The organism is Type-C symbiont of Plautia stali (assembly GCF_059730935.1).
Genome location: NZ_AP035923.1, coordinates 3,030,415 through 3,055,053, shown reverse-complemented (window position 1 = coordinate 3,055,053; position 24,639 = coordinate 3,030,415). Strand labels below are relative to the sequence as shown.

29 protein-coding genes, 1 other RNA gene and 1 other annotated feature are annotated in these 24,639 nt (G+C 58.5%); of the genes, 16 read left to right on the top strand and 14 right to left on the bottom strand.

The annotated features are described in order from the left end of the window. Position 1: 1 nt before the first annotated feature. Positions 2-1,036, bottom strand: coding sequence for a PLP-dependent cysteine synthase family protein (locus AC6I7J_RS14520; protein ID WP_215480085.1), 1,035 nt, complete (start codon positions 1,034-1,036; stop codon positions 2-4). A gap of 115 nt (positions 1,037-1,151) precedes the next feature. Here AC6I7J_RS14520 and AC6I7J_RS14515 point away from each other — a divergent pair, with 115 nt between their 5' ends. The 5 genes from AC6I7J_RS14515 to amtB all read left to right on the top strand — a co-directional run bounded on the left by AC6I7J_RS14515 (position 1,152) and on the right by amtB (position 7,096). Then, entirely contained in the window at positions 1,152-1,613 is a 462-nt protein-coding gene (locus AC6I7J_RS14515) for an Lrp/AsnC family transcriptional regulator (protein WP_058775235.1), read from the top strand. Between the two features lie 24 nt (positions 1,614-1,637). Further along, positions 1,638-3,407 (top strand): SmdA family multidrug ABC transporter permease/ATP-binding protein, encoded by a 1,770-nt coding sequence (locus tag AC6I7J_RS14510; RefSeq protein WP_215480086.1) that lies wholly within the window; start codon positions 1,638-1,640, stop codon positions 3,405-3,407. After that, on the top strand, positions 3,400-5,175 hold the full coding sequence (locus AC6I7J_RS14505) for a SmdB family multidrug efflux ABC transporter permease/ATP-binding protein (protein ID WP_127833758.1): 1,776 nt from the start codon (positions 3,400-3,402) through the stop codon (positions 5,173-5,175). Before AC6I7J_RS14510 ends, AC6I7J_RS14505 begins: the two co-directional genes overlap by 8 nt. Positions 5,176-5,434: 259 nt before the next feature. After that, a complete protein-coding gene (glnK, locus tag AC6I7J_RS14500) occupies positions 5,435-5,773 on the top strand; it encodes a P-II family nitrogen regulator (RefSeq protein ID WP_007886947.1) in 339 nt (112 codons plus the stop codon). Between the two features lie 33 nt (positions 5,774-5,806). Further along, complete coding sequence (gene amtB, locus AC6I7J_RS14495) at positions 5,807-7,096, top strand: ammonium transporter AmtB (RefSeq protein WP_058757951.1); 1,290 nt, start codon at positions 5,807-5,809, stop codon at positions 7,094-7,096. Between the two features lie 72 nt (positions 7,097-7,168). On the opposite strand, the gene tesB is transcribed toward amtB, so the two are convergent. Together tesB and AC6I7J_RS14485 are read right to left on the bottom strand one after the other, a co-directional pair. After that, a complete protein-coding gene (gene tesB, locus AC6I7J_RS14490; RefSeq protein WP_088516247.1) occupies positions 7,169-8,032 on the bottom strand; it encodes an acyl-CoA thioesterase II in 864 nt (287 codons plus the stop codon). Continuing rightward, entirely contained in the window at positions 8,029-8,211 is a 183-nt protein-coding gene (locus AC6I7J_RS14485; RefSeq protein WP_498006017.1) for a hypothetical protein, read from the bottom strand. The genes tesB and AC6I7J_RS14485 overlap by 4 nt, the downstream gene beginning before the upstream one ends. Positions 8,212-8,235: 24 nt before the next feature. Between AC6I7J_RS14485 and AC6I7J_RS14480 the strand changes: the two genes are divergently transcribed. Then, the gene (locus tag AC6I7J_RS14480) at positions 8,236-8,793 is read left to right on the top strand and encodes a YbaY family lipoprotein (protein WP_021507201.1); all 558 of its coding nucleotides are present in this window, start codon (positions 8,236-8,238) and stop codon (positions 8,791-8,793) included. A gap of 150 nt (positions 8,794-8,943) precedes the next feature. On the opposite strand, the gene AC6I7J_RS14475 is transcribed toward AC6I7J_RS14480, so the two are convergent. Further along, positions 8,944-9,255 (bottom strand): MGMT family protein, encoded by a 312-nt coding sequence (locus AC6I7J_RS14475; RefSeq protein ID WP_021507202.1) that lies wholly within the window; start codon positions 9,253-9,255, stop codon positions 8,944-8,946. A gap of 176 nt (positions 9,256-9,431) precedes the next feature. Here AC6I7J_RS14475 and ffs point away from each other — a divergent pair. Then, positions 9,432-9,528: signal recognition particle sRNA small type (gene ffs, locus AC6I7J_RS14470), an RNA gene on the top strand. Between the two features lie 128 nt (positions 9,529-9,656). On the opposite strand, the gene AC6I7J_RS14465 is transcribed toward ffs, so the two are convergent. The 3 genes from AC6I7J_RS14465 to AC6I7J_RS14455 form a co-directional block, all read right to left on the bottom strand. Further along, positions 9,657-9,875, bottom strand: coding sequence for an HHA domain-containing protein (locus tag AC6I7J_RS14465; RefSeq protein WP_021507203.1), 219 nt, complete (start codon positions 9,873-9,875; stop codon positions 9,657-9,659). A 24-nt stretch (positions 9,876-9,899) separates the two neighbouring features. After that, a complete protein-coding gene (gene tomB, locus AC6I7J_RS14460) occupies positions 9,900-10,277 on the bottom strand; it encodes an Hha toxicity modulator TomB (RefSeq protein WP_021313568.1) in 378 nt (125 codons plus the stop codon). A gap of 145 nt (positions 10,278-10,422) precedes the next feature. Further along, positions 10,423-10,776 carry a hypothetical protein gene (locus AC6I7J_RS14455; RefSeq protein ID WP_031279656.1) on the bottom strand — a complete coding sequence of 118 codons (354 nt, stop codon included), beginning with the start codon at positions 10,774-10,776 and terminating at the stop codon, positions 10,423-10,425. A 327-nt stretch (positions 10,777-11,103) separates the two neighbouring features. On the opposite strand from AC6I7J_RS14455, the gene AC6I7J_RS14450 reads away from it, so the two are divergent. Genes AC6I7J_RS14450 through AC6I7J_RS14440 form a run of 3 tightly spaced genes read left to right on the top strand, consistent with a single transcriptional unit; the run spans position 11,104 to position 13,496 of the window. Continuing rightward, positions 11,104-11,760: a metal ABC transporter ATP-binding protein gene (locus AC6I7J_RS14450; protein WP_021507205.1), complete on the top strand. Its 657-nt coding sequence runs from the start codon at positions 11,104-11,106 to the stop codon at positions 11,758-11,760. Then, on the top strand, positions 11,757-12,596 hold the full coding sequence (locus tag AC6I7J_RS14445) for a metal ABC transporter permease (protein WP_058775239.1): 840 nt from the start codon (positions 11,757-11,759) through the stop codon (positions 12,594-12,596). Before AC6I7J_RS14450 ends, AC6I7J_RS14445 begins: the two co-directional genes overlap by 4 nt. Positions 12,597-12,617: 21 nt before the next feature. Then, a complete protein-coding gene (locus AC6I7J_RS14440) occupies positions 12,618-13,496 on the top strand; it encodes a metal ABC transporter substrate-binding protein (protein WP_498006014.1) in 879 nt (292 codons plus the stop codon). Positions 13,497-13,540: 44 nt separating this feature from the next. Here AC6I7J_RS14440 and ykgO read toward each other — a convergent pair whose 3' ends face one another. The 4 genes from ykgO to AC6I7J_RS14420 all read right to left on the bottom strand — a co-directional run bounded on the left by ykgO (position 13,541) and on the right by AC6I7J_RS14420 (position 18,471). Then, the gene (ykgO, locus tag AC6I7J_RS14435) at positions 13,541-13,681 is read right to left on the bottom strand and encodes a type B 50S ribosomal protein L36 (protein WP_010616859.1); all 141 of its coding nucleotides are present in this window, start codon (positions 13,679-13,681) and stop codon (positions 13,541-13,543) included. 15 nt (positions 13,682-13,696) lie between these two features. Next, complete coding sequence (locus AC6I7J_RS14430) at positions 13,697-13,954, bottom strand: type B 50S ribosomal protein L31 (protein WP_021507208.1); 258 nt, start codon at positions 13,952-13,954, stop codon at positions 13,697-13,699. Positions 13,955-14,113: 159 nt separating this feature from the next. Further along, positions 14,114-17,263 (bottom strand): multidrug efflux RND transporter permease subunit AcrB, encoded by a 3,150-nt coding sequence (locus tag AC6I7J_RS14425; protein ID WP_021507209.1) that lies wholly within the window; start codon positions 17,261-17,263, stop codon positions 14,114-14,116. A 17-nt stretch (positions 17,264-17,280) separates the two neighbouring features. Next, the gene (locus tag AC6I7J_RS14420) at positions 17,281-18,471 is read right to left on the bottom strand and encodes an efflux RND transporter periplasmic adaptor subunit (RefSeq protein ID WP_058757947.1); all 1,191 of its coding nucleotides are present in this window, start codon (positions 18,469-18,471) and stop codon (positions 17,281-17,283) included. Positions 18,472-18,613: 142 nt separating this feature from the next. Here AC6I7J_RS14420 and acrR point away from each other — a divergent pair, with 142 nt between their 5' ends. Further along, the gene (gene acrR, locus AC6I7J_RS14415) at positions 18,614-19,252 is read left to right on the top strand and encodes a multidrug efflux transporter transcriptional repressor AcrR (protein ID WP_031279658.1); all 639 of its coding nucleotides are present in this window, start codon (positions 18,614-18,616) and stop codon (positions 19,250-19,252) included. Here acrR and rsmS read toward each other — a convergent pair. The 3 genes from rsmS to priC are packed head-to-tail and all read right to left on the bottom strand — an operon-like array spanning position 19,249 to position 20,217. Further along, positions 19,249-19,404: a pleiotropic regulatory protein RsmS gene (gene rsmS, locus AC6I7J_RS14410; protein ID WP_021507212.1), complete on the bottom strand. Its 156-nt coding sequence runs from the start codon at positions 19,402-19,404 to the stop codon at positions 19,249-19,251. The two genes, acrR and rsmS, sit on opposite strands and share 4 nt — an antisense overlap. A gap of 8 nt (positions 19,405-19,412) precedes the next feature. Beyond that, positions 19,413-19,658 (bottom strand): GlsB/YeaQ/YmgE family stress response membrane protein, encoded by a 246-nt coding sequence (locus AC6I7J_RS14405; RefSeq protein WP_010616865.1) that lies wholly within the window; start codon positions 19,656-19,658, stop codon positions 19,413-19,415. A 49-nt stretch (positions 19,659-19,707) separates the two neighbouring features. After that, entirely contained in the window at positions 19,708-20,217 is a 510-nt protein-coding gene (gene priC / locus AC6I7J_RS14400; protein ID WP_021507214.1) for a primosomal replication protein PriC, read from the bottom strand. Positions 20,218-20,275: 58 nt separating this feature from the next. Here priC and AC6I7J_RS14395 point away from each other — a divergent pair, with 58 nt between their 5' ends. From AC6I7J_RS14395 to recR, 5 genes are all read left to right on the top strand, one after another. After that, complete coding sequence (locus tag AC6I7J_RS14395) at positions 20,276-20,659, top strand: DUF454 family protein (RefSeq protein WP_058775241.1); 384 nt, start codon at positions 20,276-20,278, stop codon at positions 20,657-20,659. Between the two features lie 150 nt (positions 20,660-20,809). Then, the gene (gene apt / locus AC6I7J_RS14390; RefSeq protein WP_031279659.1) at positions 20,810-21,361 is read left to right on the top strand and encodes an adenine phosphoribosyltransferase; all 552 of its coding nucleotides are present in this window, start codon (positions 20,810-20,812) and stop codon (positions 21,359-21,361) included. Between the two features lie 247 nt (positions 21,362-21,608). Beyond that, positions 21,609-23,588 carry a DNA polymerase III subunit gamma/tau gene (gene dnaX / locus AC6I7J_RS14385; RefSeq protein ID WP_498006012.1) on the top strand — a complete coding sequence of 660 codons (1,980 nt, stop codon included), beginning with the start codon at positions 21,609-21,611 and terminating at the stop codon, positions 23,586-23,588. Beyond that, positions 22,930-22,991: a sequence feature (DnaX frameshifting element), on the top strand. Its footprint overlaps the gene before it by 62 nt. A gap of 49 nt (positions 23,589-23,637) precedes the next feature. Beyond that, positions 23,638-23,967, top strand: coding sequence for a YbaB/EbfC family nucleoid-associated protein (locus AC6I7J_RS14380; protein WP_010616869.1), 330 nt, complete (start codon positions 23,638-23,640; stop codon positions 23,965-23,967). After that, positions 23,967-24,572, top strand: coding sequence for a recombination mediator RecR (gene recR, locus AC6I7J_RS14375; RefSeq protein ID WP_031279660.1), 606 nt, complete (start codon positions 23,967-23,969; stop codon positions 24,570-24,572). The genes AC6I7J_RS14380 and recR overlap by 1 nt, the downstream gene beginning before the upstream one ends. Positions 24,573-24,639 lie beyond the last annotated feature (67 nt).

Here is a 24,639-nt window from a genome sequence, read left to right as displayed (position 1 = left end):
TTTATTGCAGCTCGCGCTGCCACGCCTGAACATCGCCGATCTGCTCAGCGACCCACTGCGGATTGTAATAGGTATCCGGATAGCGCTCGCCGCTGTCACACAGCAGCGTCACCAGCGCGGCGGATTGCCCCTGCGCGCGCAGCCGTTTTGCCACCTGCAGCATGCCCCAGAAATTGGTACCGGTAGAGGCACCCGGACGCCGGCCGAGAATCTGCTCCAGCCTTAACATCGCCGCCACGGTGGCGCCATCGGGCACTTTCATCATTTCGTCAATCACATCCGGTAAAAACGACGGCTCAACGCGCGGGCGACCAATCCCCTCAATCAGGCTGCCACGCTCGCTGCGCAGCGTGCGATCGCGGCTGTGCCAGTAATCGAAAAACACCGAGTGCTGCGGATCGACCACCAGCAGGCGCGTGTCGTGGCCCTGATAGCGAATGTAGCGCCCCAGCGTAGCCGAGGTGCCGCCGGTGCCGGCGCTCATGATCAGGGTGTGTGGCACCGGGAAAGGTTCATGCGCCATCTGGCGGAAAATGCTTTCGGCAATATTGTTGTTGCCGCGCCAGTCGGTGGCGCGTTCGGCGTAGGTAAACTGATCCATAAAATGGCCGTTAAGTTCACGCGCCAGACGCTCGGATTCGCTGTACAACTGGCACGGATCGGCGACGAAGTGGCACTCCCCGCCGTAAAAGCGGATCAGCTCGATTTTGCGCCGCGCAGTGCTGGCTGGCATCACGGCGATAAACGGCAGGCCGAGCAGACGGGCAAAATAAGCTTCCGACACCGCGGTGCTGCCGGAGGAGGCTTCGATGATCGGCGTGTTTTCTCCAATCCAGCCATTGGCCAGACCATAGAGAAAAAGCGAACGCGCCAGGCGATGTTTCAGGCTGCCGCTTGGATGGGTGCTTTCATCCTTAAGATAAAAGCGAATGCCGGGGAAATCGTCCAGCGTAAAACGGATCAGGTGCGTATCAGCGGAGCGCTGAAAGTCGGCGTTAATTTCATTGATAGCGTGGCGAACCCAGGGCGTTTGCATGGTGCGATTCCGGCAGCGAGATTGCGCTCAGTGTAAGGCACTGGCAGGAAAAAGAGGTTGCTAAAATTTGGTTATAATTGGCAAATAAGAGAAAATTTTTCTCCTGAGGTGGCGAATGCTAGATAAAACTGACCGCATACTGCTGGCGCTGCTGCAAAAAGACTGCACGCTGTCGCTGCAGGCGCTGGCCGATGCGGTGAATCTCACCACCACGCCGTGCTGGAAACGCCTGAAAAAGCTGGAAGATGATGGCATTATTCGGGCGCGCGTCGCGTTGCTGGATGGTGAAAAGCTCGGCCTGTCGCTCACCGCCTTTATGCTGATCAAAACCCAGCAGCACAGCAGCGACTGGTTTCAGCAGTTTGTCGCGGTGGTACAGCAGATGCCGGAAGTGATGGCCTTCTACCGCATGGCGGGCGAGTACGACTACCTGCTGCGCATTCAGGTGGCCGATATGAAGAGCTACGACGCGTTTTACAAGCGTCTGGTTAACGGCGTGCCGGGGCTGATTGACGTCACCTCCAGCTTCGCTATGGAAGAGATTAAATACACCACCGCCTTGCCGGTAGCGCCCTGAACGGGCATCACAAGAGATTGTTTTGTGCGATTATTCAGCCAGTTAAGTTGGTATTTTTTGCGCGAGTGGCGGCGCTATCTGGGCGCCATCAGCTTGCTGATTATCATTGCGCTGCTGCAGCTGCTGCCTCCGCATCTGGTCGGCGTGATTGTCGACGGCGTGACCCAGCACAGCCTGACGCGCGGCGAAATTTTTCTGTGGATCGGCGTGATGCTGGTGACCGCAGTGATTGTCTATTTGCTGCGCTACGTCTGGCGCGTGCTGCTGTTCGGCGCCTCTTACCAGCTGGCGGTGGAGCTGCGCGAAGATTTTTACCGCCAGCTTAGCCGCCAGCATCCGGCGTTTTACCTGCGCCACCGTACCGGCGATCTGATCGCGCGCGCGACCAACGATGTCGATCGCGTGGTGTTTGCCGCGGGTGAGGGGGTGCTGACGCTGGTGGATTCGCTGGTGATGGGGCTGGTCGTGCTGGCGGTAATGAGCGTGCAGATCAGCTGGGAGCTGACGCTGCTGGCGCTGATTCCCATGCCGATTATGGCGCTGGTGATCCAGAAAGACGGCGCGCGCCTGCATCAGCGCTTCAAAGTGGCGCAGGCGGCGTTCTCCAGCCTGAACGATCAAACGCAGGAGAGCCTGACCAGCATCCGCATGATCAAAGCCTTTGGCCTGGAAGATCATCAGTCGAGCCAGTTTGCCGATATCGCCAGCGACACCGGCCGCAAAAATCTGCACGTGGCGCGCGTCGATGCGCGCTTCGATCCCATCATTTATATCGCCGTGGGCTTTTCGAATTTGCTGGCGATTGGCGGTGGCGGCTGGATGGTGTGGCACGGTTCACTGACGCTCGGGCAGCTCACCAGCTTCGTCATGTACTTAGGGCTGATGATTTGGCCGATGCTGGCGCTGGCGTGGATGATTAACATCGTCGAGCGCGGCAGCGCGGCATGGAGCCGTATTGGTGCGCTGCTGGCGGAAGCGCCTGCGGTTGAGGATGGTCAGCAGCCACTGCCGGCGGATGCGGGCGTGCTGCAGGTGGCGATCCGCGCCTTCCACTATCCGGCGAGCAGCGCGCCGGTGCTGAGCAACGTGCATTTCCAGCTACAACCGGGGCAGATGCTTGGGCTGTGCGGGCCTACCGGCTGCGGCAAAAGCACGCTGCTGAGCCTGATTCAGCGCCATTTTGATATCGATCAGGGCGAGATTTGCTATCACGCCATTCCGCTACCGCAGCTGCGGCTGGACAGCTGGCGCAGCCGGCTGGCGGTGGTCAGCCAGACGCCGTTCCTGTTTTCCGATACCGTTGCGAATAACCTGGCGCTGGGCCGCCCGGAGGCAACGCAGGAAGAGATCGAGCGCGTGGCGCAGATGGCCTGCGTGCACGATGACATTCTGCGTCTGCCACAGGGGTACGCTACCGAAGTGGGTGAGCGCGGTGTCATGCTCTCTGGCGGGCAGAAACAGCGCATCGCCATTGCGCGTGCGCTGTTGCTCAACGCGGAGATTCTGATCCTCGACGATGCGCTGTCGGCGGTTGATGGCCGTACCGAACATGAAATCCTGCATAACCTGCGCCAGTGGGGAAAAGGGCGCACGCTGATCATCAGCGCTCATCGGCTGTCGGCGCTGACCGAAGCCAGCGAGATTCTGGTATTGCAGCAGGGCGCAGTGGCACAGCGTGGCGATCACGATACGCTGGCGGCGCAGCCGGGCTGGTATCGCGATATGTATCGCTATCAGCAGCTGGAAGCCGCGCTGGATGAGGACGAGTCAGAACAGGGAGCCGACCATGGCTAAATCGCAACGCTTATGGCCAACGCTGAAACGCCTGCTGGCTTACGGTAAACCGTGGCGCAAATCGCTGTGGCTGGCCGTCGGCATGCTGTGGATCGCTGCCGCTGCCGAAGTCACCGGCCCGGTGCTGGTGAGCTATTTTATCGATAACCTGGTGGCTAAACACCAGATGCCGTGGGGCATCGTGGCCGGGCTGCTGGTGGGCTTTGTGCTGCTACAGCTGCTGGCAGCGGGTCTGCACTATTTCCAGGCGCTGCTGTTTAACCGCGCGGCGATTGGCGTTGTGCAGCAGCTGCGTGTCGACGTGATGAATGCGGCGCTGCGCCAGCCGCTCAGTGCCTTCGATACCCAGCCGGTAGGGCAGATTATTTCGCGCGTCACCAACGACACCGAAGTGATCAAAGATCTTTACGTCACGGTAGTAGCCACTGTGCTGCGCAGCGCTGCGCTGATTGGCGCGATGCTGGTGGCGATGTTTGCACTCGACTGGCGTATGGCGCTGGTGGCGCTGGTGATTTTCCCGCTGGTGTTAACGGTGATGCTGATCTATCAGCGCTACAGCACGCCGATTGCGCGCCGCGTACGTAGCTATCTGGCCGAGATCAATAATGGCTTCAACGAAGTGATTAACGGCATGAGTGTGATCCAGCAGTTTCGCCAGCAGGCGCGCTTTGGCGAGCGCATGGGCGAAGCCAGCCGATCGCACTATCTGGCGCGGATGGAGACGCTGCGGCTGGACGGCTTTCTGCTGCGTCCGCTGCTCAGCCTGTTTTCTGCACTGATTTTGTGCGGTCTGCTGATGCTGTTCAGCTTTGCTACGCCGGGCGTGTTTGAGGTTGGCGTGCTTTACGCCTTTATCACGTATCTTGGCCGCCTTAACGAGCCACTGATCGAACTCACCACGCAGCAGTCAATGCTGCAGCAGGCGGTGGTGTCGGGCGAGCGTATTTTTGAACTGATGGATGCGGCGCAGCAGGGCTACGGCAGTGACGCTCAGCCGCTGGCTTCCGGGCGTATCACCCTGCGCGATGTCAGCTTTGCCTACCGCGACAACCGCGACGTGCTCAGCCATATCAACCTCGAGGTGCCGGCGCGCGGCTTCGTGGCACTGGTCGGCCACACCGGCAGCGGCAAAAGCACCTTAGCCAATCTGCTGATGGGCTACTATCCGGTGACGCGCGGCAGCATAGAACTGGATGGCCGCCCGCTGCGCCAGCTGACGCACGATGCGCTGCGCGGCAGCGTGGCGATGGTGCAACAGGATCCGGTGGTACTGGCCGATACGCTATTGGCCAACGTGCGTTTGGGACGCGATATCAGCGAAGAGGACGTGTGGCGTGCGCTGGAGAAGGTGCAGCTGGCACCGCTGGCCCGCGCGATGCGCGACGGCATTCATACCCGGCTCGGTGAGCAGGGGAACACGCTGTCGGTCGGGCAGAAACAGCTGCTGGCGCTGGCGCGCGTGCTGGTGTCGCTGCCGCAGATTCTGATCCTCGATGAGGCCACTGCCAATATCGACTCAGGCACCGAGCAGGCGATTCAGCAGGCGCTGCGCACGCTGCGCCAGCACAGCACGCTGGTGGTGATTGCTCACCGTCTTTCCACCATCACCGAAGCGGATCAGATTCTGGTGCTGCACCGTGGTCAGGTAGTCGAACGCGGTACGCACACCGAACTGCTGGCGCAGCAGGGCCGTTACTGGCAGATGTACCAGCTGCAGCAGGCTGGCGATGAACTCGCGGCGGGCATACCCGCAACGGCAGAGGGGTGATTTGCACCTTTTTTGCGCAGATTTATCGGAATGTTCTGTATTGATGCACTCCTTTGAGGCCGCAAGCACCAAAGGAGTGCAGTAAAGTCCCACCTTTCTGTTTTTCCGAATGAAAACCTTGCCCGTTACGCCATACCGGAGCGCGATACTCTGCGCCCGGCAGCCTTAGCGCCCACTTTTGCCATTTGTGGCACAGCCTTTGCTTAACTCTCTGCGTGTCCGCGAAGACTCACCTATTTTTATATCCGGAGGGGAACGTATGAAGCTGGTTACCGTGGTAATCAAACCATTTAAGCTGGAGGACGTGCGTGAAGCCTTATCCTCCATTGGCATTCAGGGCCTGACCGTGACCGAAGTGAAAGGCTTCGGTCGTCAGAAAGGCCATGCAGAACTGTACCGCGGTGCCGAGTACAGCGTTAACTTCCTGCCAAAAGTAAAAATCGATATTGCGATTGCGGACGATCAGCTGGATGAAGTGGTGGATGTGATCAGCAAAGCCGCGTACACCGGCAAAATTGGCGACGGCAAAATTTTCGTCGCAGAACTGCAGCGCGTGATTCGTATTCGTACCGGCGAGACCGACGAAGCAGCACTGTAACTGGGGCTCTGAATTGTGATGGGATGGAAAGAAATGAATAAAGTAATGACTAAGTTGGGCCTCACCAGCCTGGCGCTGTTACCGTCTCTTGCGATGGCAGCTGCGCCTGCCGTAGCGGATAAAGCCGATAACGCGTTTATGATGATTTGTACCGCGCTGGTACTGTTCATGACAATTCCCGGCATTGCCCTGTTTTACGGCGGCCTGATTCGCGGCAAAAACGTGCTGTCGATGCTGACGCAGGTCGCGGTGACGTTCGCGTTAGTATGCGTACTGTGGATCGTCTACGGCTACTCGCTGGCGTTCAGCGAAGGCAACGCCTTCTTCGGTAACTTCCAGTGGGCGATGCTGAAAAATATCGAGCTGAAAGCGGTGATGGGCAGCTTCTATCAGTACATTCACGTGGCGTTCCAGGCTTCCTTCGCCTGTATCACCGTGGGGCTGATTGTTGGTTCGCTGGCTGAGCGTATTCGCTTCTCGGCGGTACTGATTTTCGTGCTGGTGTGGCTGACGCTGGCCTATCTGCCTATCGCACATATGGTGTGGGCTGGCGGCTTCCTGGCACAGGATGGCGCGCTGGACTTCGCTGGCGGTACCGTGGTGCACATCAACGCCGCCGTTGCGGGTCTGGTTGGTGCTTACCTGGTAGGCAAGCGTGCTGGCTTCGGTAAAGAAGCGTTCAAACCGCATAACCTGCCAATGGTGTTTACCGGTACCGCGATTCTGTACGTTGGCTGGTTCGGCTTCAACGCCGGTTCTGCGTCTTCCGCTAACGAAATCGCGGCGCTGGCCTTCCTGAATACCGTGGTGGCCACTGCGGGTGCCGTGCTGTCGTGGGTGTTCGGTGAGTGGGCGCTGCGCGGTAAGCCTTCACTGCTGGGTGCGTCTTCTGGCTTCATCGCCGGTCTGGTTGCCATCACGCCAGCCTGTGGTTATGTCGGCGTCGGCGGCGCACTGATTATCGGTCTGGCCGGTGGCCTTGCAGGTATCTGGGGTGTGACCACGCTGAAGAAATGGCTGCGCGTGGATGACCCGTGCGACGTGTTCGGTGTGCACGGCGTGTGCGGTATCCTCGGTTGTGTCCTGACCGGCGTGTTTGCCTCCTCGTCACTGGGCGGCGTCGGCTACGCAGAAGGCGTGACTATGGGCCATCAGGTTTGGGTTCAGCTGTTCAGCTGTGGCCTGACCATCGTCTGGTCTGGCGTGGTCGCCTTCATCGGCTTCAAGCTGGCAGATATGATTGTTGGCCTGCGCGTACCGGAAGAACAGGAACGTGAAGGTCTGGATGTGAACAGCCACGGCGAGAACGCTTACAACCAGTAAGTGCCGGCTGGCAGAAGAGCAGTGCGCTATAACTATAATGATGAGAACGGGGCGAGATAATCGCCCCTTTTTTTATGCTTCGCGCTGACGCATTACCCCTTCCTGCACCGTCGTCGCCACCAGCGTGCCGTCCTGGCTGAAGAACTCACCGCGCACGAAGCCGCGTGCGCCCGACGCTGAGGTGCTTACCACGCTGTACAGGAGCCACTCCGAGAGATCGAATGGACGGTGGAACCACATGGAGTGGTCAATCGTCGCTACCTGCATATCCGGCTCAAGGAAGCCTTTGCCATGCGGCTGCAGCGCGACCGGCAGAAAGTTGAGATCGGAAGCGTAGCCCAGCAGATATTGATGAATGCGGCGATCGTCCGGCAGCTGGCCATTGGCACGCACCCAGACCTGGCGCAGCGGCTCATCAACGTGGCCTTTCAGCGGATTGTGGATCTGCACCGGACGGATATCCAGCGGGCGCTCGGCGAGGAATTTTTCTTTCAGCTTGAGCGGCAGGTGCGCAGCCAGCCGGTGGGCGAGATCCTGCTCGGAGGGCAGGTTATCGGGTCCGGGCACCTGCGGCATGCTGTTCTGATGTTCGAAGCCATCTTCCGGTGCCTGAAAGGAGGCGGTCATGTAGAAGATCGGCTGACCGTTTTGTACGGCGCTGACGCGGCGGGCGCTGAAGCTTTTGCCGTCGCGCAGGGTTTCCACATCGTAAATAATGGCTTTCTGGCTGTCGCCCGGGCGCAGAAAGTAGCTGTGGAAGGAGTGGATAATACGGGCTTCCGGCACGGTTTGTTTTGCCGCATACAGCGCCTGTCCCACCACCTGGCCGCCAAACACCTGGCGCAGCCCGAGATCTTCACTCTGGCCGCGAAACAGACCCTCTTCCAGTTTTTCCAGATTCAATAAATTAAGCAGGTTGTGCAGTGCCTGGCTCATAACGGATTCCTCAGTGATGCCAATGGCGTCAGTGTGAAAGATCCGACCAGTTTGCGCAACGCTTTTACCCGGTTTTCAGCAGGATGGCGGGGCTTCAGGCGCAAAGCGGATTTTTGTGCCAGAATTAACAGCAATCGGCGGTTGAAAACCCAGCCAATAAATTTACCGCCGACAATCATAGTGTTCACAAGGAGACGACATCGATGAAACTCTGGCATGTAATTAGCGGTATGACACTGGCGGTGGCAATCACAGGCTGTGCCGATCACAGTAAACCCGTGCCGACGCCAACTTTAGGCGCCAGCGTGGCCGGGCAGCCGTCGGCGATTGCCCAGCCGAACGTAAGCGGTTCCGTCTATATTCGCCAGCGTATTGCGCTGCCGCCGGATGCGGTGCTGACCGTGACGCTGGCCGATGCGTCACTGGCGGACGCGCCGTCCAAAGTGCTGTCACAGCGTGTGGTTCGCACCGAGGGCAAACAGGCGCCGTTCCAGTTTGTGCTGCCCTTTAACCCGGCCGATATCCAGCCGAACGCGCGCATTTTGCTGAGCGCAGCGATCACCATCGACGGCAAGCTGGCGTTTATCACCGATACGGTGAAACCGGTGATTAATCAGGGTGGAACGAAAGCGGAACTGCTGCTGGTACCGGTGACCAATATGGCGATGCCAACCCAGCCGGGCGCTGCTACCACCGTGCCTTCGACGTCGCCAACGCAGGTTACGCCGTCAGCCTCCGTGCCGGCACCAACCAGTCTGTAACACACCCATCGCAGCAGACAGGCTCCCGGGTCCGCTGCCGTGAAGTAAAGCGTCACACGCCAGGGATGGCGTGTGCCGAGCGATCAGGGACGAGACAGCGGCTTTACGTAACGGCTGCGGGCTCGGGGGCCACATTTTGCACCGCTTGCATTAATACTCCCAGCGATACTTCGCCAGTTCAATTTCTCCCGCATCACTCACTTCAATACCTTCGGCTTCCAGCGCATCGCGCTGACGAAAAAGATCATCGCCCTGCAGCGAAATACGACCATGACGATTAATCACGCGGAACCACGGCAGTTTACTGCCTGGCGGCAGGCGCCGCAGCACGCCGCCCACCTGACGTGCGGCACGCGGTGAACCGGCCAGCAGTGCGACATCGCCGTAGGTCGTCACTTTACCGGCAGGAATAGCGGCAACAATTTGCCAGACGCGCTCGGAAAAATTGCTCTGTTCACTCACTGACGCACCTCGTCTGCGGGAAAAGCGCCACTTTAGCATGCGATTGCGGCTATCAGCAGGGTTTTGCCGCCGGCCTGTTCAAGAAACCAACGGTTGCCCGGCCTGCGCTTGCAATTGCCAGGGGCTTCCCCGATAATGCCAGCGCTCTCAACATGAGAGCTCGTCAATGGGGGCCCTGTTGGTTCTCCCGCAACGCTAACTTGTGAACTCGGTCAGGTCCGGAAGGAAGCAGCCGCAGCAGGCGACGCGTGTGCCGGGATGTAGCTGGCAGGGCCTCCACCATTTCTGCCCATGCAAAATCCCTGCGCGCAATGCGGCACAGCACCGTATCGGCACTCCTTTGCCTGCCTGTCATCCGTGGAAATAAAGGTGAGTAACGAAACGACCTGCGGGGAGAAAACTTAGCGGACGTACTTCCAGACAGATCCGGGCACTTTGTCATAGAGCTTGTTCATGGTCAGCTCGGCCAGACGGTGATCGGCTGCGGAGTAGAATACCGCTAACTCATCATCGGGTAATTCATACTTGTTCTTTTCAATCACCCGTTCAAGGGTGTCAATTGAGCGACAACGACGCAGTCGCATCAAATAGTCTGTTTTGGTTAAGGCTGGGTTGCTCATAAATAAACCGGTCTCACTCTGATGCTAAAAGGAATGGCTGGGTTGCTGGAGATAAGCGCACTCTTCGGCAAACAGATTAAATAAGCGTTTTGCTGAACGTTGCCACCGTTGAAGATCCTGGGTATTGATTCCATAGCTGCTAAACAGCATAAAGGTATCATCAAGATATTCATCGATTTGCGTAATCAGCGCTTCATCTTCAACATGCTTAATTTTGTAATTCATCGTGAAAGAGGCGATATGCTCAATCAAATCGTTGAGCTGTAAATTGCCTGGCGAAGTGGGATCATTAACCCAGCCGTGATGGCTGTCGGTTAGCGTCGCCATACTTTCGTCAAACAGGTTCTCACACAGAAATTTAAGCTGGGCAATATCATGCCGTTTCGGTGAGTATTCGTCCATCTTTTTCCCCTCCATAGCGAGCACAGTTACCGCGACGCGGCGAGATTTGGAAAAGCTACCAGGGAGCGATCACGAATAAAAAGAATTCAGCGACCTTTTAAATATAATCCACAATCATTAGTTTTGCTCACCCAATTACTAAATATTACAATTCGTCGCACGGTGACGGGCGGGTATTGTCTATCACCTCAAACACCAGTGCACCGGGCGTTGTCTGGAACATAACTTCTTCACGTTGGGTAAAGGTTTCATTTAAATCAAGGCAGGGATTAAATAAATCCCACGTGAAATCGTAAAGCATTTTAAATCGTTTGTGGCCGACGGGCTGAATGGAAATAATGGTAAAACTGTCCGGAACTAATTGCGCGTTTTGAGAATACCACTGTAAATCGCCGGCAAGGTCCTGGGCTATTTTGAGAATATTCCCCTGGATAATCTGGCGTAACTTGCCGCAATCATCCTCATTCACATCAATATCACTATGAATAATAGACTGCATTCTGCATCCCGTAAAAAGCAAGGAGAGTTCTATCATTGGCTTTCAGCCCGGACATTGCAAGCCATTGGTAAACAGAAAGGGCGATTGCTGCGATGGGCGCTGGCTTGATGGCACAAATCGCCCAGGCGTATCGCCGCTGATCAACTTTTGAAACACTTTCGTCCGCGCGTCGCGATGATGCCATCAGGTAGTATATTGTTATGTTATAACATTTTGGTTGCCTATCATGAATCACAGTGGATTACTTCTCTCGCTCGGCGGGCGCCTGCTGGTAGCGCTACTGCTGAGTAGCCTGCTGGCTTTAGCCATCTTCTGGGGCCTGCACCAATGATGCGTTTTCATCGTCTGCAGGGCGGCTATCAGGGCAGGGCGGTGACGCCGGTGGTGAATGGCGAACTGGCGGCCGGCAGTATGACGGCACTGGTCGGGGCCAACGGAACGGGCAAATCAACCTTGCTCAAAACTATCGCCGGACTGCTGCCGCCGGTGGCGGGACGCTGTGAACTGCAGCTGCCGCGAAAAGCGCTGGGCTGGTTGCCGCAGCGCAGCGAGCTGGACACCCGCTTCCCGCTCACCGTCTATGAGCTGGTAGCAATGGGCTGCTGGCCACGCTGCGGCTGGTTCGGTGGCATCACGCGTGCGCTGAGGCAGGAGATTGATGCCGCGCTGGAGGCGGTGCAGATGCGCGACTTCGCCACTGCGCAGCCCGCGATGCTCTCCGGCGGGCAGTTGCAGCGCGTGCTGTTTGCGCGCCTGATGCTCCAGCGCAGTCAGCTCTGGCTGCTGGATGAACCCTTCAACGGCATTGATACGCCGACGATAACCTTACTGATGTCGATTCTCGAACAGCAGCAGCGGGCGGGCACCACGCTGCTGGTGGTGCTGCACGACAAGCTACTGGTGGCGCGCCATTTTCGTGACGTGCTGTCGCTGGATGAGCGCGACAGTGCGCAGCAACCGCGGCTGTGTCGGGTGGCGTCATGACGTTACTCCAGCCGTTTATTGAGTTTGGTTTTATGCGCCGGGCGCTGGTGGCCTGCATGGCGCTGGCGATCAGTGCGACGCCGCTCGGCGTCTTTCTCTCGCTGCGCCGTATGAGCCTGGTGGGCGATGCGCTGTCCCATGCGGTATTGCCGGGCGCCGCCATCGGCTATCTGGTGTCCGGCCTGTCGCTGGTGGCGATGGGCATTGGCGGCCTGATTGCCGGGCTGGCGGTGGCGCTGCTGTCCGGTGCGGTCAGCCGTTACACCCACCTGAAGGAGGATGCCAGCTTTTCCGGCTTCTATCTGGGTTCGCTGGCGCTCGGCGTCACGCTGGTATCACTGCGCGGTTCCAGTGTCGATCTGCTGCACGTGTTGTTCGGCTCGCTGCTGGCGGTGGATAACGGCGCGATTGTGCTGGTTGGCAGCATCGCCGCGTTCACCCTGCTGATGCTGGCCGTGATCTTCAGGCCGCTGGTCATTGATGCCTTTGATCCTGATTTTCTGCGTGCGCAGGGGAGATGGAGCGCACCGCTGGTGCACGGCATTTTCCTCACGCTGGTGGTGCTGAATCTGGTGGCGGGTTTTCAGGTGCTCGGCACGCTGATGTCCGTTGGGCTGATGATGCTGCCCGCCACCAGCGCGCGCTTCTGGAGCCGTCACCTTACGCGCATGCTGGCGATTGCCATGCTGCTGGCGCTGATTGCCGCCTTTATCGGCCTGTTGCTCTCCTGGCACTATGCGCTGCCTGCCGGACCGGCGGTGGTACTGAGTGCGGCCGTACTGTTTTTGCTGTCTGTGTTGACAGGACCATGTGGCGGCCTGCTGCGCCGTCGATAATAAGATGACAAGGGGATAGGTATGAAGAAGTTACCGTTGAGTCTGGCGATTGGCGCGATGCTGATTAGCCCGCTGACGCTGGCAAAAACCGTTGATGCCGTAGCCAGTTTTACCGTGCTGGCTGACATCGTTAAACAGGTCGGCGGCGATCACGTTAAGGTGAAATCGCTGGTGGGCCCGGATGGCGATCCGCACACCTTTGAGCCGACGCCGCAGGATAGCCAGGCGCTGGCGCAGGCCGATGTGGTGTTCGTCAGCGGGCTGGGCATGGAAGGCTGGATGGACCGGCTGATTAGCGCGTCCGGCTACAAGGGCACGGTGGTGGTCGCCTCGAATGGTGTCAATACGCGCAAAATGGAGGAGGATGGCAAAACCATCACCGATCCACACGCGTGGAACAGCATGCACAACGGCGTGATCTACGCCACCAACGTGATGAACGCGCTGATCAAAGCCGATCCGGATGATGCTGCCGACATCCGTCACAGCGGTGAACGCTATATTCAGCAGTTGCAGAAGCTGGATAGCTGGGCCAAAAGTGAATTTGCCGGCGTGGCGCAAAGTAAACGCAAGGTACTCACCAGCCATGATGCCTTTGGCTACTTCGGCCAGCGATACGACGTGACGTTCCTCGCGCCGGTGGGCTTCTCAACCGAAGCGGAAGCCAGCGCCAGCGATGTCGCCGCTATCATCAAACAGCTCCGGGCCGAGCATATCACCACCTACTTTATGGAGAACCAGACCGATCCGCGTCTGGTGAAACAGATCGCCAGTGAAACCGGTGCGCAACCCGGTGGCGAGCTCTATCCGGAAGCGCTGTCAGCGGCCAGCGGGCCGGCGCCCACCTATGAGGCGGCGTTTAAGCACAACGTGGAAACTCTGCTGCACAGCATGAAGTAAAAAAAAGGCCGGGGAGCATCCCGGCCAATTATCACGACACTTTCCTAACGTTTTTTCTTTCTTCCCTGCACCGCCTTAAAGCGCGGGTTGGTTTTGCAAATCACATAAATACGACCTTTACGCCGCACGACTTTGCAATCTTTGTGACGGGTCTTGGCAGACCGCAATGAACTGACAACTTGCATGTGGCTGAACTCCGGTTATTTGCTGCGCGTCAGGAAACTGCCAAAACGCTTGTTGAAGCGCGCGGCGCTGCCCTCTTTGGCAAACTCTTTCTGTTTACCGGTGTAGTAAACGTGCGACTTCGACGACACATCAAGCGTGACGTACGGCAGCTCTTCGCCCTCAAACTGGATGGTACGATCGGTCTGAATCGTTGAGCCGACTTTAAAGTATTCGTCGACGGTGGTGTCGTGGAACACCACAGGACGGTAGTGCGGATGAATGTTTGGTTTCATAATAGCGCTCTCGTGTAATGTTATAATATAACAATATTATGAACCTCGCGCCGCAGGATTGCAACCACGCGTCCGGTGCGGGTTTGTCATGGAACGTGCGGGCAGGAGAGTGCGCAATAAAAAAGGCCGCTTGCGCGGCCTTTTAGCAGAGAGAAACTATCAGTGAGGGTGATCGACCGGATGGCCCTGTTCCAGCTCAGACTTGTTCTTGCTGAAACGGCGGCGCACCACCACGAAGAACACCGGCACGAAGAAGATCGCCAGCGCGGTGGCCGTCACCATCCCGCCCATCACGCCGGTACCGACGGCGTTCTGTGCGCCGGAGCCGGCACCGCTGCTGATCGCCAGCGGCAGTACGCCGAGGATGAACGCCAGCGACGTCATCAGAATCGGACGCAGACGCATACGTGAGGCTTCCAGCGTCGACTCGACCAGCCCTTTGCCTTCCTTCTCCATCAAATCCTTGGCGAATTCGACGATCAGGATGGCGTTCTTCGCCGAGAGACCAATGGTGGTCAACAGACCCACCACAAAGTACACGTCGTTGCTCAGACCGCGCAGCGTGGTGAAGAGCAGGGCGCCAATCACACCCAGCGGCACCACCAGCATGACCGCGAACGGAATCGACCAGCTCTCATACAGCGCGGCCAGACACAGGAACACCACAATCAGCGAAATGGCGTACAGTGCAGGCGCCTGGTTGCCGGACAGGCGTTCCTGATAGGACATGCCGGTCCAGTCGTAGCCGATACCCGCAGGCAGCTTCGAGGCGAGGCTCTCCATCAGGTTCATGGCATCACCCGAGCTCTTGCCCGGCGCCGCCTGACCCAGGATCTCCATTGATGGCAGACCGTTGTAACGCTCCAGACGCGGTGAACCATACTGCCACTTCGCCGAAGAGAAGGCTGAGAATGGCACCATGGTCCCGGCGCTATTGCGCACGTACCATTTGCTGATGTCATCCGGCAGCATGCGCGAGTCGGCCTGACCCATCACGTACACTTTCTTCACGCGACCACGGTCGATGAAGTCGTTGACGTAAGAACCGCCCCAGGCCGCACCCAGCGTGGTGTTGATGTCAGACAGCGACACACCAAGCGCCTGCGCTTTTTCCTGATCGATAATCAGTTTGTACTGCGGCGTATCTTCCAGCCCGTTTGGACGCACGCCCACCAGCGTATCCGGATGCTGGGCAATCATGCCAAACAGCTGGTTACGCGCGGCGGTCAGCTTCTCATGGCCGAGGTTACCCTGATCGATCAGCTGGAAGTCGAAACCGGTGGCGTTACCCAGTTCGATAATGGCCGGCAGGTTGAACGGGAACACCATGGCATCTTTAATCTGACCCAGCGCCTGCATTGCACGTCCGGCAATCGCCGGCACTTTCAGGCTGGCATCACCACGCTCATCCCATGGCTTCAGGCTGACGAAGGCGATACCGGTGTTCTGTCCACGACCGGCGAAGCCAAAGCCGTTAACGGTAAACACCGAATTCACGCTGTCTTTCTCTTTGGTCAGGAAGTAATCCGTAACCTGATCCAGCACTTTCTGCGTCCGTTCCTGAGTCGCACCGGCAGGCAGCTGCGCCTGCGCCAGTAACAGCCCCTGATCCTCTTCCGGCAGGAACGAGGTAGGCAGTTTCAGGAACAGGTAAGCCATGCCGACCACAATCAGCAGATAAATCAGCAGATAGCGACCGGTACTGCGCACAATGTGGCCGACGCTGTCGACGTAATGGTTGGTGCTCTTATCAAACAGGCGGTTAAACCACCCGAAGAAACCGGTGGTTTTGCCGTGTTCACCTTTTTTGATGGGCTTCAGCATGGTGGCACACAGCGCTGGCGTCAGAATCAACGCCACCAGCACCGACAGCGCCATCGCCGAAACGATGGTGATCGAGAACTGACGATAAATCACCCCGGTTGAGCCGCCGAAGAACGCCATTGGGATAAATACCGCTGACAGCACCAGCGCGATGCCAACCAGCGCGCCCTGGATCTGTTCCATCGAGCGTTTGGTGGCTTCTTTCGGCGGTAATCCTTCTTCCGCCATGACGCGCTCAACGTTTTCCACCACCACGATAGCGTCATCCACCAGCAGGCCGATGGCGAGCACCATGCCGAACATCGTCAGGGTGTTTATCGAGTAGCCAAAGGCACTGATGATGGCAAAGGTCCCCAGCAGCACCACCGGCACGGCGATGGTAGGAATCAGCGTCGCGCGGAAGTTCTGCAGGAACAGATACATTACCAGGAACACCAGCACGATGGCTTCGAACAGCGTTTTCACCACTTCGAAAATGGAGATCTTAACGAATGGCGTGGTGTCGTACGGGTAAACGGTTTTCATGCCGGCCGGGAAGAACGGTTCCAGCTTGGCCAGTTCCGCTTTCACCGCGTCGGCGGTATCCAGCGCGTTGGCGCCGGTCGCCAGTTTGACACCGATACCGGAGGCTGGTTTGCCGTTATAGCGGGCAATGATCTCGTAGTTTTCACCGCCGAGTTCAATCTTCGCGACATCGCGCAGGCGCACCTGTGAGCCGTCCTGATTGACCTTCAGCATGATGTTGCCGAACTCTTCGGTCGAGGTCAGACGCGTCTGGGCAATGATCGAAGCGTTAAGCTGCTGACCTGGCACCGGTGGGGTACCGCCCAGCTGACCGGCGGCCACCTGGGTGTTCTGGGTTTGCAGCGCGCTGATCACATCCACCGGCGTCAGCTGGTAGTTGTTAAGCTTGTGCGGATCGAGCCAGATACGCATCGCATACTGCGCACCAAACACTTGAGTATCGCCGACGCCAGGCGTACGGCTGATCGGATCTTTGATGTTCGACGCTACGTAGTCTGAGATGTCGTTCTGCGTCATGCTGCCATCTTCGCTGACGAAACCGGCGACCATCAGGAAGCTGCTGGAGGATTTTTTCACCTGAATCCCCTGCTGCTGTACTTCCTGCGGCAGCAGCGGCATTGCCAGCTGCAGTTTGTTCTGCACCTGCACCTGAGCAATGTCGGCGTCAGTACCAGACTGGAAGGTCAGCGTCAGCGTCAGCGTACCAGAAGAGTCACTGCTCGAGGACATATACATCAGCCCGTCGATGCCGTTCATATTCTGTTCGATAACCTGCGTTACCGAATCCTGTAGCGTTTTCGCATCTGCACCCGGATAAGATGCCTGGATTTCAACTGCCGGCGGCGCAACGTTGGGATATTGCTCGATCGGCAGTTTGATAATCGATAGCGCACCCGCCAGCATAATAATGATGGCAAGCACCCAGGCAAAAATGGGGCGATCGATAAAGAACTTAGCCATGTATCAACGGCTCCTGTTTATGACGATGATTTAGCAGACTGAGATTCCGGTGCGGCTTTGGCATCATCTTTGACTTCCTGCGGCGTCACCTGAGCACCCGGTTTAGCACGCTGAATACCGACGGTAATCACGCGATCGCCCTCTTTCAGGCCATCGGTCACCAGCCATTTGTCGCCAAACGCCTGGTTCGCGGTAATCTTACGCACTTCGACTTTATTATCCGCGCCCACGACCATCGCGGTGGCTTCACCGGTTGGCGTGCGGGTTACGCCGGTCTGCGGTACCAGCAGCGCCGTCGGGTTAGTGCCCTCATCCAGACGTGCACGCACGAACATGCCCGGCAGCAAACGATGATCCGGATTCGGGAAAATCGCGCGCAGGGTAATCGAACCAGTGGTTTCATCCACGGTAACATCAGAGAATTCCAGTGTGCCCGGCTGGCTGTATGCGCTACCGTTCTGCATCAGCAGGGTAACGTTAGCTTTGCCGTCGTTCTGCTTCAGCTGACCAGACTCCAGCTCGCCGCGCAGGCGCAGGAAATCATCGCTGGATTGGGTCACGTCGACGTACATCGGGTCGAGTTGCTGCACGGTCGCCAGCGCGGTGGTCTGGCCGTTCGACACCAGCGCACCTTCCGTCACCGAGGATTTACCAATGCGGCCGCTGATTGGCGAGGTCACTTTGGTATACGCCAGGTTAATGCGGGCGGTTTCCACATTGGCCTGCGCCGCCTGCACGGCTGCGGCGGTCTGCGCGGCGGTGGCCGCGGCGTTATCGTAGTCCTGCTGACTGATATATTTGGTACCCAGCAGTGGCTTGTAACGATTCACCGTCAGTTGGGCAACGCGCGCGTTGGCCTGAGCCTGGGCTAAATCGCCTTTTGCGCTGTCGTACGCGGCCTGATAGGTGGCGGGATCGATCTGGTACAGCGAATCGCCGGCTTTAACATCACTGCCTTCAACAAAATTACGCTTGAGAATGATACCTGACACCTGCGGACGCACTTCAGCCACGCGGAACGCCGAAGTACGGCCTGGCAGTTCGGTGGTGATTTTCAGGGGCTCGTTTTTTAACGTGACAACACCCACTTCCGGGGGCTGCTGCTGGGCGGCTTGCTGGGATTTATTATCATCACATCCTGTTAACAAAAAGCTGCCTGTAAGCATCACGGCGGCCGCCAGAGGCGCTAATCCTCTGTTTTTATTCATAAATAAACCTCTAGTGTCCGATATCAAATGATCAATGGATCACAAACCGTTAAACCCATTGCTGCGTTAAAACACGGGTCGTGCTATGGTACATACATTCACAAATGTATGTAAACTTGCCAGTTTGTAAAAACAGTCCTCTATGGCACGAAAAACCAAAGCGCAAGCACTTGAAACGCGACATCAAATTCTGGATGCCGCTTTAGCTCACTTTTCTGAACACGGTGTGGCCGCCACCTCACTGGCGGATATCGCCGCGGCCGCTGGCGTCACGCGCGGCGCTATCTACTGGCATTTTAAAAATAAAGCCGATCTGTTACAGGAGATCTGGCTGCGCTGCGACGCCGGGCTCGACGATGTGGAACTTGAGTATCAGACAAAATACCCTGGCGATCCACTTTCTGTAATGCGTTCGATGCTGATCTATATCCTTGAAGCCACAGCAAAGGATCCACAAAGACGCGCATTAATGGAGATTATCTTCCATAAATGTGAGTTCGTTGGCGAAATGTCGACGTTAATGGCGATGCAGCAGGGGCTGCTGCAGGCGTGTTATGACCGCATCGAAGAGGTGCTGCGCAGCTGTATCGAGGCCGGGCAGCTTCCGGCCAGCCTCAACACCCGCCAGGCGGCGCTGCTGATGCGCGGCTACATCAGCGGCATGATGGAGAGCTGGTTGTTCAATCCGCAAAGTTTTGATCTGGTGAGTGAAGCGCCGCAGGTGGTCGAGGCCTTTATTGATATGCTGCGCCTGAGCCCGACGCTCGCCGGCACGCGCTAAGCGGTGCGTTCGGCCGCCAGCTTCTGCTCGTAATCGCGCTGGACAATCGCCAGCGCAGCCAGCACCGTGGCCGTGGGCACCTGGTTTTCCTCCAGCAGCTGAATTAAATCGACCGCCAGCTTGATGTCGTCCGGCGCGGTATCCAGCGTCATAGTGTCTCCTAAATACGTAGTTTAGCGGCGACCAGCAGCATCAGCAGGGCACCCGCCAGCGCCACGGCGAAGCCCGTCGGATGCAGCGTACCGAGGTCACCCGTGGTGAAATACGTGGCGATGTAGCCGCCAATCAGCGCGCCGATTACCGCCAGCACCAGCGTCGGCACCAGTCCGCCGGGACGGCCGGGAAACACCCTCCGCTTCAGCCAGCCGGCAGCCAGGCCAATAATAATCCAGATGATAAGGGTCATGCTTCTCCTCCCGTCAGCGCTGTTTCCAGTATAGAGGAAAGCGAAAGGCTTACGGCTGCGCCGCGATCTCCAGTTTATGCAGCGCGGCGCGGCAGCGCGCCAGCCGCTCCTGCAGAATCTCCACCTCGCGCATCAGCTGCTGCTGCACGCTCAGCGTTTCAGCGCGCGCCAGGTGCTGTTCGCGCTGCTGCAGCATGGCCAGCAGTCGCGTTTCGTAGCCGCGGTACTCATCACGCTTCGGCTGCAGCGGATCGCGACGCGGCCGTTCACGCACCACGCGCAGTTGCTGGCTACTGCACTCGCGCTGCAGCGCGGCAATCTGGTCCAGCACCTTCTGCGCCAGCCACTGGCGGCGCGACGCATCACTGTCGGACGCCGCGAGCTGCGCCGCATTGTGCTGCAGCTCTTGCAGATAGTCAGCCAGCCGCGTGCCTTTGCAGCGAAACAGCTGCGCGTCAAAGCGCGGCTGACGGCAGCTACCGTCCGGCTGCTGCGCAATCTGCTGGCGCAGCGTGTCAATCATTGCGTGCAGACGCTGTTGGGCGGGCAGTTGAGGCATCACTTCGATTCCGTCTGTGTTAACGTAGCGCTGTTGTGACATTTTTCAGGCATCTGGCATGCAGCGCATTTTACTGTTAAGCCTTGGCTGGCTGGCGATTGTGCTGGGCACGCTGGGCATTGTATTACCTTTACTACCGACCACGCCATTCGTGTTGCTGGCCGCCTGGTGTTTTGCCCGCTCGTCGCCGCGCTTTCATCACTGGCTGCTGTGGCGCTCGCCGTTTGGCCGCTATCTGCGCCACTGGCAGCAGCATCGCGCCATGCCGCCCGGTGCCAAAAGCCGCGCTATGTTGCTGATTGTCATCACCTTTGCGGTTTCAATCTGGCTGGTGAAGCTGCTGTGGCTGCGCATCCTGCTCGGTGTGATGCTGGCGCTATTGTTGCTCATGCTGTGGCGCATCCCGGTTGTAGCAGAAAGTGCGAACCCGCACGAACCGTAGCATCAGGGTTGCATTTAGCCGGCTGTTTGCTTAGATTTGGGCATCTTCGTGCGTGGCTTCCCCTTGAGAAACGACTTCGCTTAACCCGGTTTCCGGGTATTGGCGCTGTGGAAGCTGCGCGTTTTAGATATTTTTCCAGGCGTAACCTTTATGACCGCAACTGCGCAGCAGCTTGAACTGATCAAAAACAGCATCAAAAGCATTCCTGACTATCCGAAGCCGGGCATCCTGTTCCGTGACGTCACCAGTCTGATGGAAGATCCGCAGGCGTATGCCGCAGCGATCGCCATTCTGGTGGAGCGTTATCGTAATAAAGGCATCACCAAAGTGGTGGGCACCGAAGCGCGTGGCTTCCTGTTCGGGGCGCCGGTTGCGCTGGGTCTGGGCGTGGGATTTGTGCCGGTGCGCAAACCGGGCAAACTGCCGCGTGAAACTTTCAGCGAAAGCTATGAACTGGAGTACGGTTCAGACGCGCTGGAACTGCACAAAGACGCCATCAAACCCGGCGATGTGGTGCTGGTGGTGGACGATCTGCTGGCTACCGGCGGCACCCTTGAAGCCACGGTGAAACTGATTCGTCGTGCGGGCGGTGAAGTTAAAGACGCCGCGTTCGTGATCAACCTGTTTGATTTAAGCGGCGAAGCGCGCCTGAACGCGCTGGGTATCGACTGCTACAGCCTGGTCAATTTCCCCGGCCACTAAGGCCATCGCGCCGCCAGCCTTGATGCCCGGCGGCGCCTCTCTTCGCACTCCCTGGCAGGCGTATTCCGCCCTGAAGCGCAGCGCGCAACGTATCACGGGTATAGGCATATCCGGCTGTGGCTGTTACACTCCTGTCAAAATAAACAGGGTTTGCGTCACCGCATTTTTCCCCTAAGTCCCACGGCAGAATCGGCGCAACTGAGCGTGCTGCTGTGCCAGGTTAAACAACTCCAGTGATTGAATCCACATGAGCTATCAGGTACTTGCGCGAAAATGGCGTCCCCAGGCTTTCGCCGACGTAGTCGGTCAGGAACATGTGCTGATGGCGCTGGCCAACGGGTTGTCACTGGGACGCATCCATCATGCCTATCTGTTTTCCGGCACGCGCGGCGTGGGGAAAACCTCGATTGCGCGTCTGCTGGCTAAAGGCCTCAACTGCGAAACCGGTATCACGGCCACGCCCTGTGGACAGTGCGATAACTGTCGCGAGATTGAACAGGGGCGCTTTGTCGATCTGATCGAAATCGATGCCGCCTCGCGCACCAAAGTGGAAGACACGCGCGACCTGCTGGATAACGTGCAGTATGCACCCGCGCGCGGGCGCTTTAAGGTCTATCTGATCGATGAAGTGCACATGCTGTCGCGCCACAGCTTTAATGCGCTGCTGAAAACGCTGGAAGAGCCGCCGTCGCATGTGAAATTCCTGCTGGCGACCACCGATCCGCAGAAGCTGCCGGTAACCATTCTGTCGCGCTGCCTGCAGTTCCACCTGAAAGCCCTCGACGTCGAACAGATTCAGCAGCAGCTGGCGCACGTGCTGCAGCAGGAGCAGATTGACGCCGAGCCGCGCGCGCTGCATCTGCTGGCTCGCGCCGCCGACGGCAGTATGCGCGATGCGCTCAGCCTCACCGATCAGGCGATTGCCATGGGGCAGGGCAGCGTCACGCGCGACAGCGTGGCGCAAATGCTGGGCACGCTGGATGATGAACAGCCGCTGGCGCTGATTGAAGCGCTGGTGGAAGGCAACGGCGAACAGGTGATGGCGCTGCTGAATCAGGCCGCATCGCGCGGCGTGGAGTGGGAGGCGCTGCTGGTGGAGATGCTGCGTCTGCTGCACCGTATCGCGATGGTCCAGCTGCTGCCCAGCTCGCTTGGCGAAGATGATGCCAGCCAGGCGCAGCGCCTGCGCGAACTGGCGCGCGTGCTGCCGCCTGCTGACGTTCAGCTCTATTATCAGACGCTGCTGATGGGGCGCAAAGATTTGCCGCTGGCGCCGGATCGCCGGCTCGGCGTGGAAATGACGCTGCTGCGTGCACTGGCGTTTCATCCGCAGGCCACCATCGCTGAACCGGTGGCGCGCCCGTCGCTGACGCCGCAGGCCGCGCCGGCCGTTGCCGCGCCAGCGCCTCAGACCAAAGCCGCACCCGCTGTGGCCGCGCAGCCGCAGATGGCACCGCCGATGGATGAGTCGCCGCCGCCGGCCGATGATTATCCCGATATGGCACCGGCCCCGGATAACTTGCCCGACGCCACCAGTCAGCTGTTACAGGCGCGGACGCAATTGCTGCGTCAGGGAGCCGGCAAAGCAAAAAAGAGTGAGCCGGCAGCGCGTTCCGCGCGGCCGGCAAACCCGGCGCTGGAACGTCTGGCAAGCGTCACCGAGCGCGTGCAACAGCGCGCGTCTGAACCGGCGGTAAAAGCGCCGGCGAAACCGGAAGCGTATCGCTGGAAAGCCCAGCAGCAGGAGGAGATCAAGCCGGAGCCGGTGGCGACGCCAAAAGCCTTGCGTTCTGCGCTGGAGCATGAGAAAACGCCAGAGCTGGCGCTCAAACTGGCGGAAGAGGCGCTGCAGCGCGATGCCTGGGCGGCGGAAATCGCCACGCTGACGCTGCCGAAGCTGGTCCAGCAGGTCGCGCTGAACGCGTGGAAAGAGGTGAATGAGCAGGGCGTGACGCTGCATTTGCGCAGCAGCCAGCGTCATCTCAACTCTGCCCCGGCGCGCCAGGCGATTCAGGACGCGCTGAGCCAGGCGGCCGGGCAGACGGTTGAACTGACCATCGTGGAAGACGATAATCCGGCGGTATTGACGCCGCTGGAGTGGCGTCAGGCCATTTATGAAGAGAAACTGGCGCAGGCGCGTCAGTCGATCGAAAGCGATACCCACATTCAGACGCTGCGTCGCTTCTTTGATGCGGACCTGGATGAAGAGAGTATCCGACCCGTATGATCACGCTGTCGCGCAGCGTTGCGCGCAGCCCCAGCAGAGAGAGAAAACTATGTTTGGTAAAGGCGGATTGGGCAACCTGATGAAACAGGCCCAGCAGATGCAGGATAAAATGGCCAAAGTTCAGGAAGAGATCGCCGCACTGGAAGTCACCGGCGAATCAGGGGCTGGCCTGGTCAAAGTGACCATCAACGGTGCGCACAACTGCCGCCGCGTGGAAGTCGATCCCAGCCTGCTGGAAGATGACAAAGAGATGCTGGAAGATCTGATCGCTGCGGCGTTTAACGACGCGGCGCGCCGTATTGATGAAACGCAGAAAGAGAAGATGGCATCCGTCTCTGCCGGTATGCAGCTGCCGCCTGGCTTCAAGATGCCGTTCTGATGCAAACCAGTCCACTGCTTGAAGCTTTGATGGAGTCGCTGCGCTGTTTACCGGGCGTTGGCCCGAAATCGGCGCAGCGCATGGCGTTTCATCTGTTGCAGCGCGATCGCAGCGGTGGCATGCGTCTGGCGCAGGCGCTGACCCGCGCCATGGCAGAAATCGGCCACTGTTCCGACTGCCGCACCTTCACCGAGCAGGAGATCTGCACCATCTGCGCCAATCCCCGCCGTCAGCAAAACGGCCAGATTTGCGTGGTGGAGAGCCCGGCGGATATCCACGCCATCGAGCAGACCGGCCAGTTTGGCGGTCGCTACTTTGTGCTGATGGGCCATCTGTCGCCGCTGGACGGCATCGGCCCGCAGGACATTGGCCTGGATCGGCTGGAGCAGCGCCTCGAACGTGAGACGCTGCAGGAAGTGATCCTTGCCACCAACCCAACGGTGGAAGGCGAAGCCACGGCTAACTATATCGCCGAGCTGTGCGGCCAGTATGGCGTTGACGCCAGCCGCATTGCGCACGGGGTTCCGGTCGGCGGTGAACTGGAAATGGTCGACGGCACAACGCTGTCGCACTCGCTTGCCGGACGGCACAAGATTAAATTCTGACCACTTGCCGGTATCCTGCTGCGATACCGGCTTGAAATTCTTCCCACCATCCCCATTTCACTCTCAA

Bases quoted from the DNA above. Each gene is read 5' to 3' on its own strand.
- AC6I7J_RS14520 (WP_215480085.1), bottom strand. From the start codon at position 1,036: ATGCAAACGCCCTGGGTTCGCCACGCTATCAATGAAATTAACGCCGAC.
- AC6I7J_RS14515 (WP_058775235.1), top strand. From the start codon at position 1,152: ATGCTAGATAAAACTGACCGCATACTGCTGGCGCTGCTGCAAAAAGAC.
- AC6I7J_RS14505 (WP_127833758.1), top strand. From the start codon at position 3,400: ATGGCTAAATCGCAACGCTTATGGCCAACGCTGAAACGCCTGCTGGCT.
- glnK (WP_007886947.1), top strand. From the start codon at position 5,435: ATGAAGCTGGTTACCGTGGTAATCAAACCATTTAAGCTGGAGGACGTG.
- amtB (WP_058757951.1), top strand. From the start codon at position 5,807: ATGAATAAAGTAATGACTAAGTTGGGCCTCACCAGCCTGGCGCTGTTA.
- tesB (WP_088516247.1), bottom strand. From the start codon at position 8,032: ATGAGCCAGGCACTGCACAACCTGCTTAATTTATTGAATCTGGAAAAA.
- AC6I7J_RS14485 (WP_498006017.1), bottom strand. From the start codon at position 8,211: ATGATTGTCGGCGGTAAATTTATTGGCTGGGTTTTCAACCGCCGATTG.
- AC6I7J_RS14480 (WP_021507201.1), top strand. From the start codon at position 8,236: ATGAAACTCTGGCATGTAATTAGCGGTATGACACTGGCGGTGGCAATC.
- AC6I7J_RS14465 (WP_021507203.1), bottom strand. From the start codon at position 9,875: ATGAGCAACCCAGCCTTAACCAAAACAGACTATTTGATGCGACTGCGT.
- tomB (WP_021313568.1), bottom strand. From the start codon at position 10,277: ATGGACGAATACTCACCGAAACGGCATGATATTGCCCAGCTTAAATTT.
- AC6I7J_RS14455 (WP_031279656.1), bottom strand. From the start codon at position 10,776: ATGCAGTCTATTATTCATAGTGATATTGATGTGAATGAGGATGATTGC.
- AC6I7J_RS14450 (WP_021507205.1), top strand. From the start codon at position 11,104: ATGATGCGTTTTCATCGTCTGCAGGGCGGCTATCAGGGCAGGGCGGTG.
- AC6I7J_RS14445 (WP_058775239.1), top strand. From the start codon at position 11,757: ATGACGTTACTCCAGCCGTTTATTGAGTTTGGTTTTATGCGCCGGGCG.
- AC6I7J_RS14440 (WP_498006014.1), top strand. From the start codon at position 12,618: ATGAAGAAGTTACCGTTGAGTCTGGCGATTGGCGCGATGCTGATTAGC.
- ykgO (WP_010616859.1), bottom strand. From the start codon at position 13,681: ATGCAAGTTGTCAGTTCATTGCGGTCTGCCAAGACCCGTCACAAAGAT.
- AC6I7J_RS14430 (WP_021507208.1), bottom strand. From the start codon at position 13,954: ATGAAACCAAACATTCATCCGCACTACCGTCCTGTGGTGTTCCACGAC.
- AC6I7J_RS14425 (WP_021507209.1), bottom strand. From the start codon at position 17,263: ATGGCTAAGTTCTTTATCGATCGCCCCATTTTTGCCTGGGTGCTTGCC.
- AC6I7J_RS14420 (WP_058757947.1), bottom strand. From the start codon at position 18,471: ATGAATAAAAACAGAGGATTAGCGCCTCTGGCGGCCGCCGTGATGCTT.
- acrR (WP_031279658.1), top strand. From the start codon at position 18,614: ATGGCACGAAAAACCAAAGCGCAAGCACTTGAAACGCGACATCAAATT.
- rsmS (WP_021507212.1), bottom strand. From the start codon at position 19,404: ATGACGCTGGATACCGCGCCGGACGACATCAAGCTGGCGGTCGATTTA.
- AC6I7J_RS14405 (WP_010616865.1), bottom strand. From the start codon at position 19,658: ATGACCCTTATCATCTGGATTATTATTGGCCTGGCTGCCGGCTGGCTG.
- priC (WP_021507214.1), bottom strand. From the start codon at position 20,217: ATGCCTCAACTGCCCGCCCAACAGCGTCTGCACGCAATGATTGACACG.
- AC6I7J_RS14395 (WP_058775241.1), top strand. From the start codon at position 20,276: ATGCAGCGCATTTTACTGTTAAGCCTTGGCTGGCTGGCGATTGTGCTG.
- apt (WP_031279659.1), top strand. From the start codon at position 20,810: ATGACCGCAACTGCGCAGCAGCTTGAACTGATCAAAAACAGCATCAAA.
- dnaX (WP_498006012.1), top strand. From the start codon at position 21,609: ATGAGCTATCAGGTACTTGCGCGAAAATGGCGTCCCCAGGCTTTCGCC.
- AC6I7J_RS14380 (WP_010616869.1), top strand. From the start codon at position 23,638: ATGTTTGGTAAAGGCGGATTGGGCAACCTGATGAAACAGGCCCAGCAG.
- recR (WP_031279660.1), top strand. From the start codon at position 23,967: ATGCAAACCAGTCCACTGCTTGAAGCTTTGATGGAGTCGCTGCGCTGT.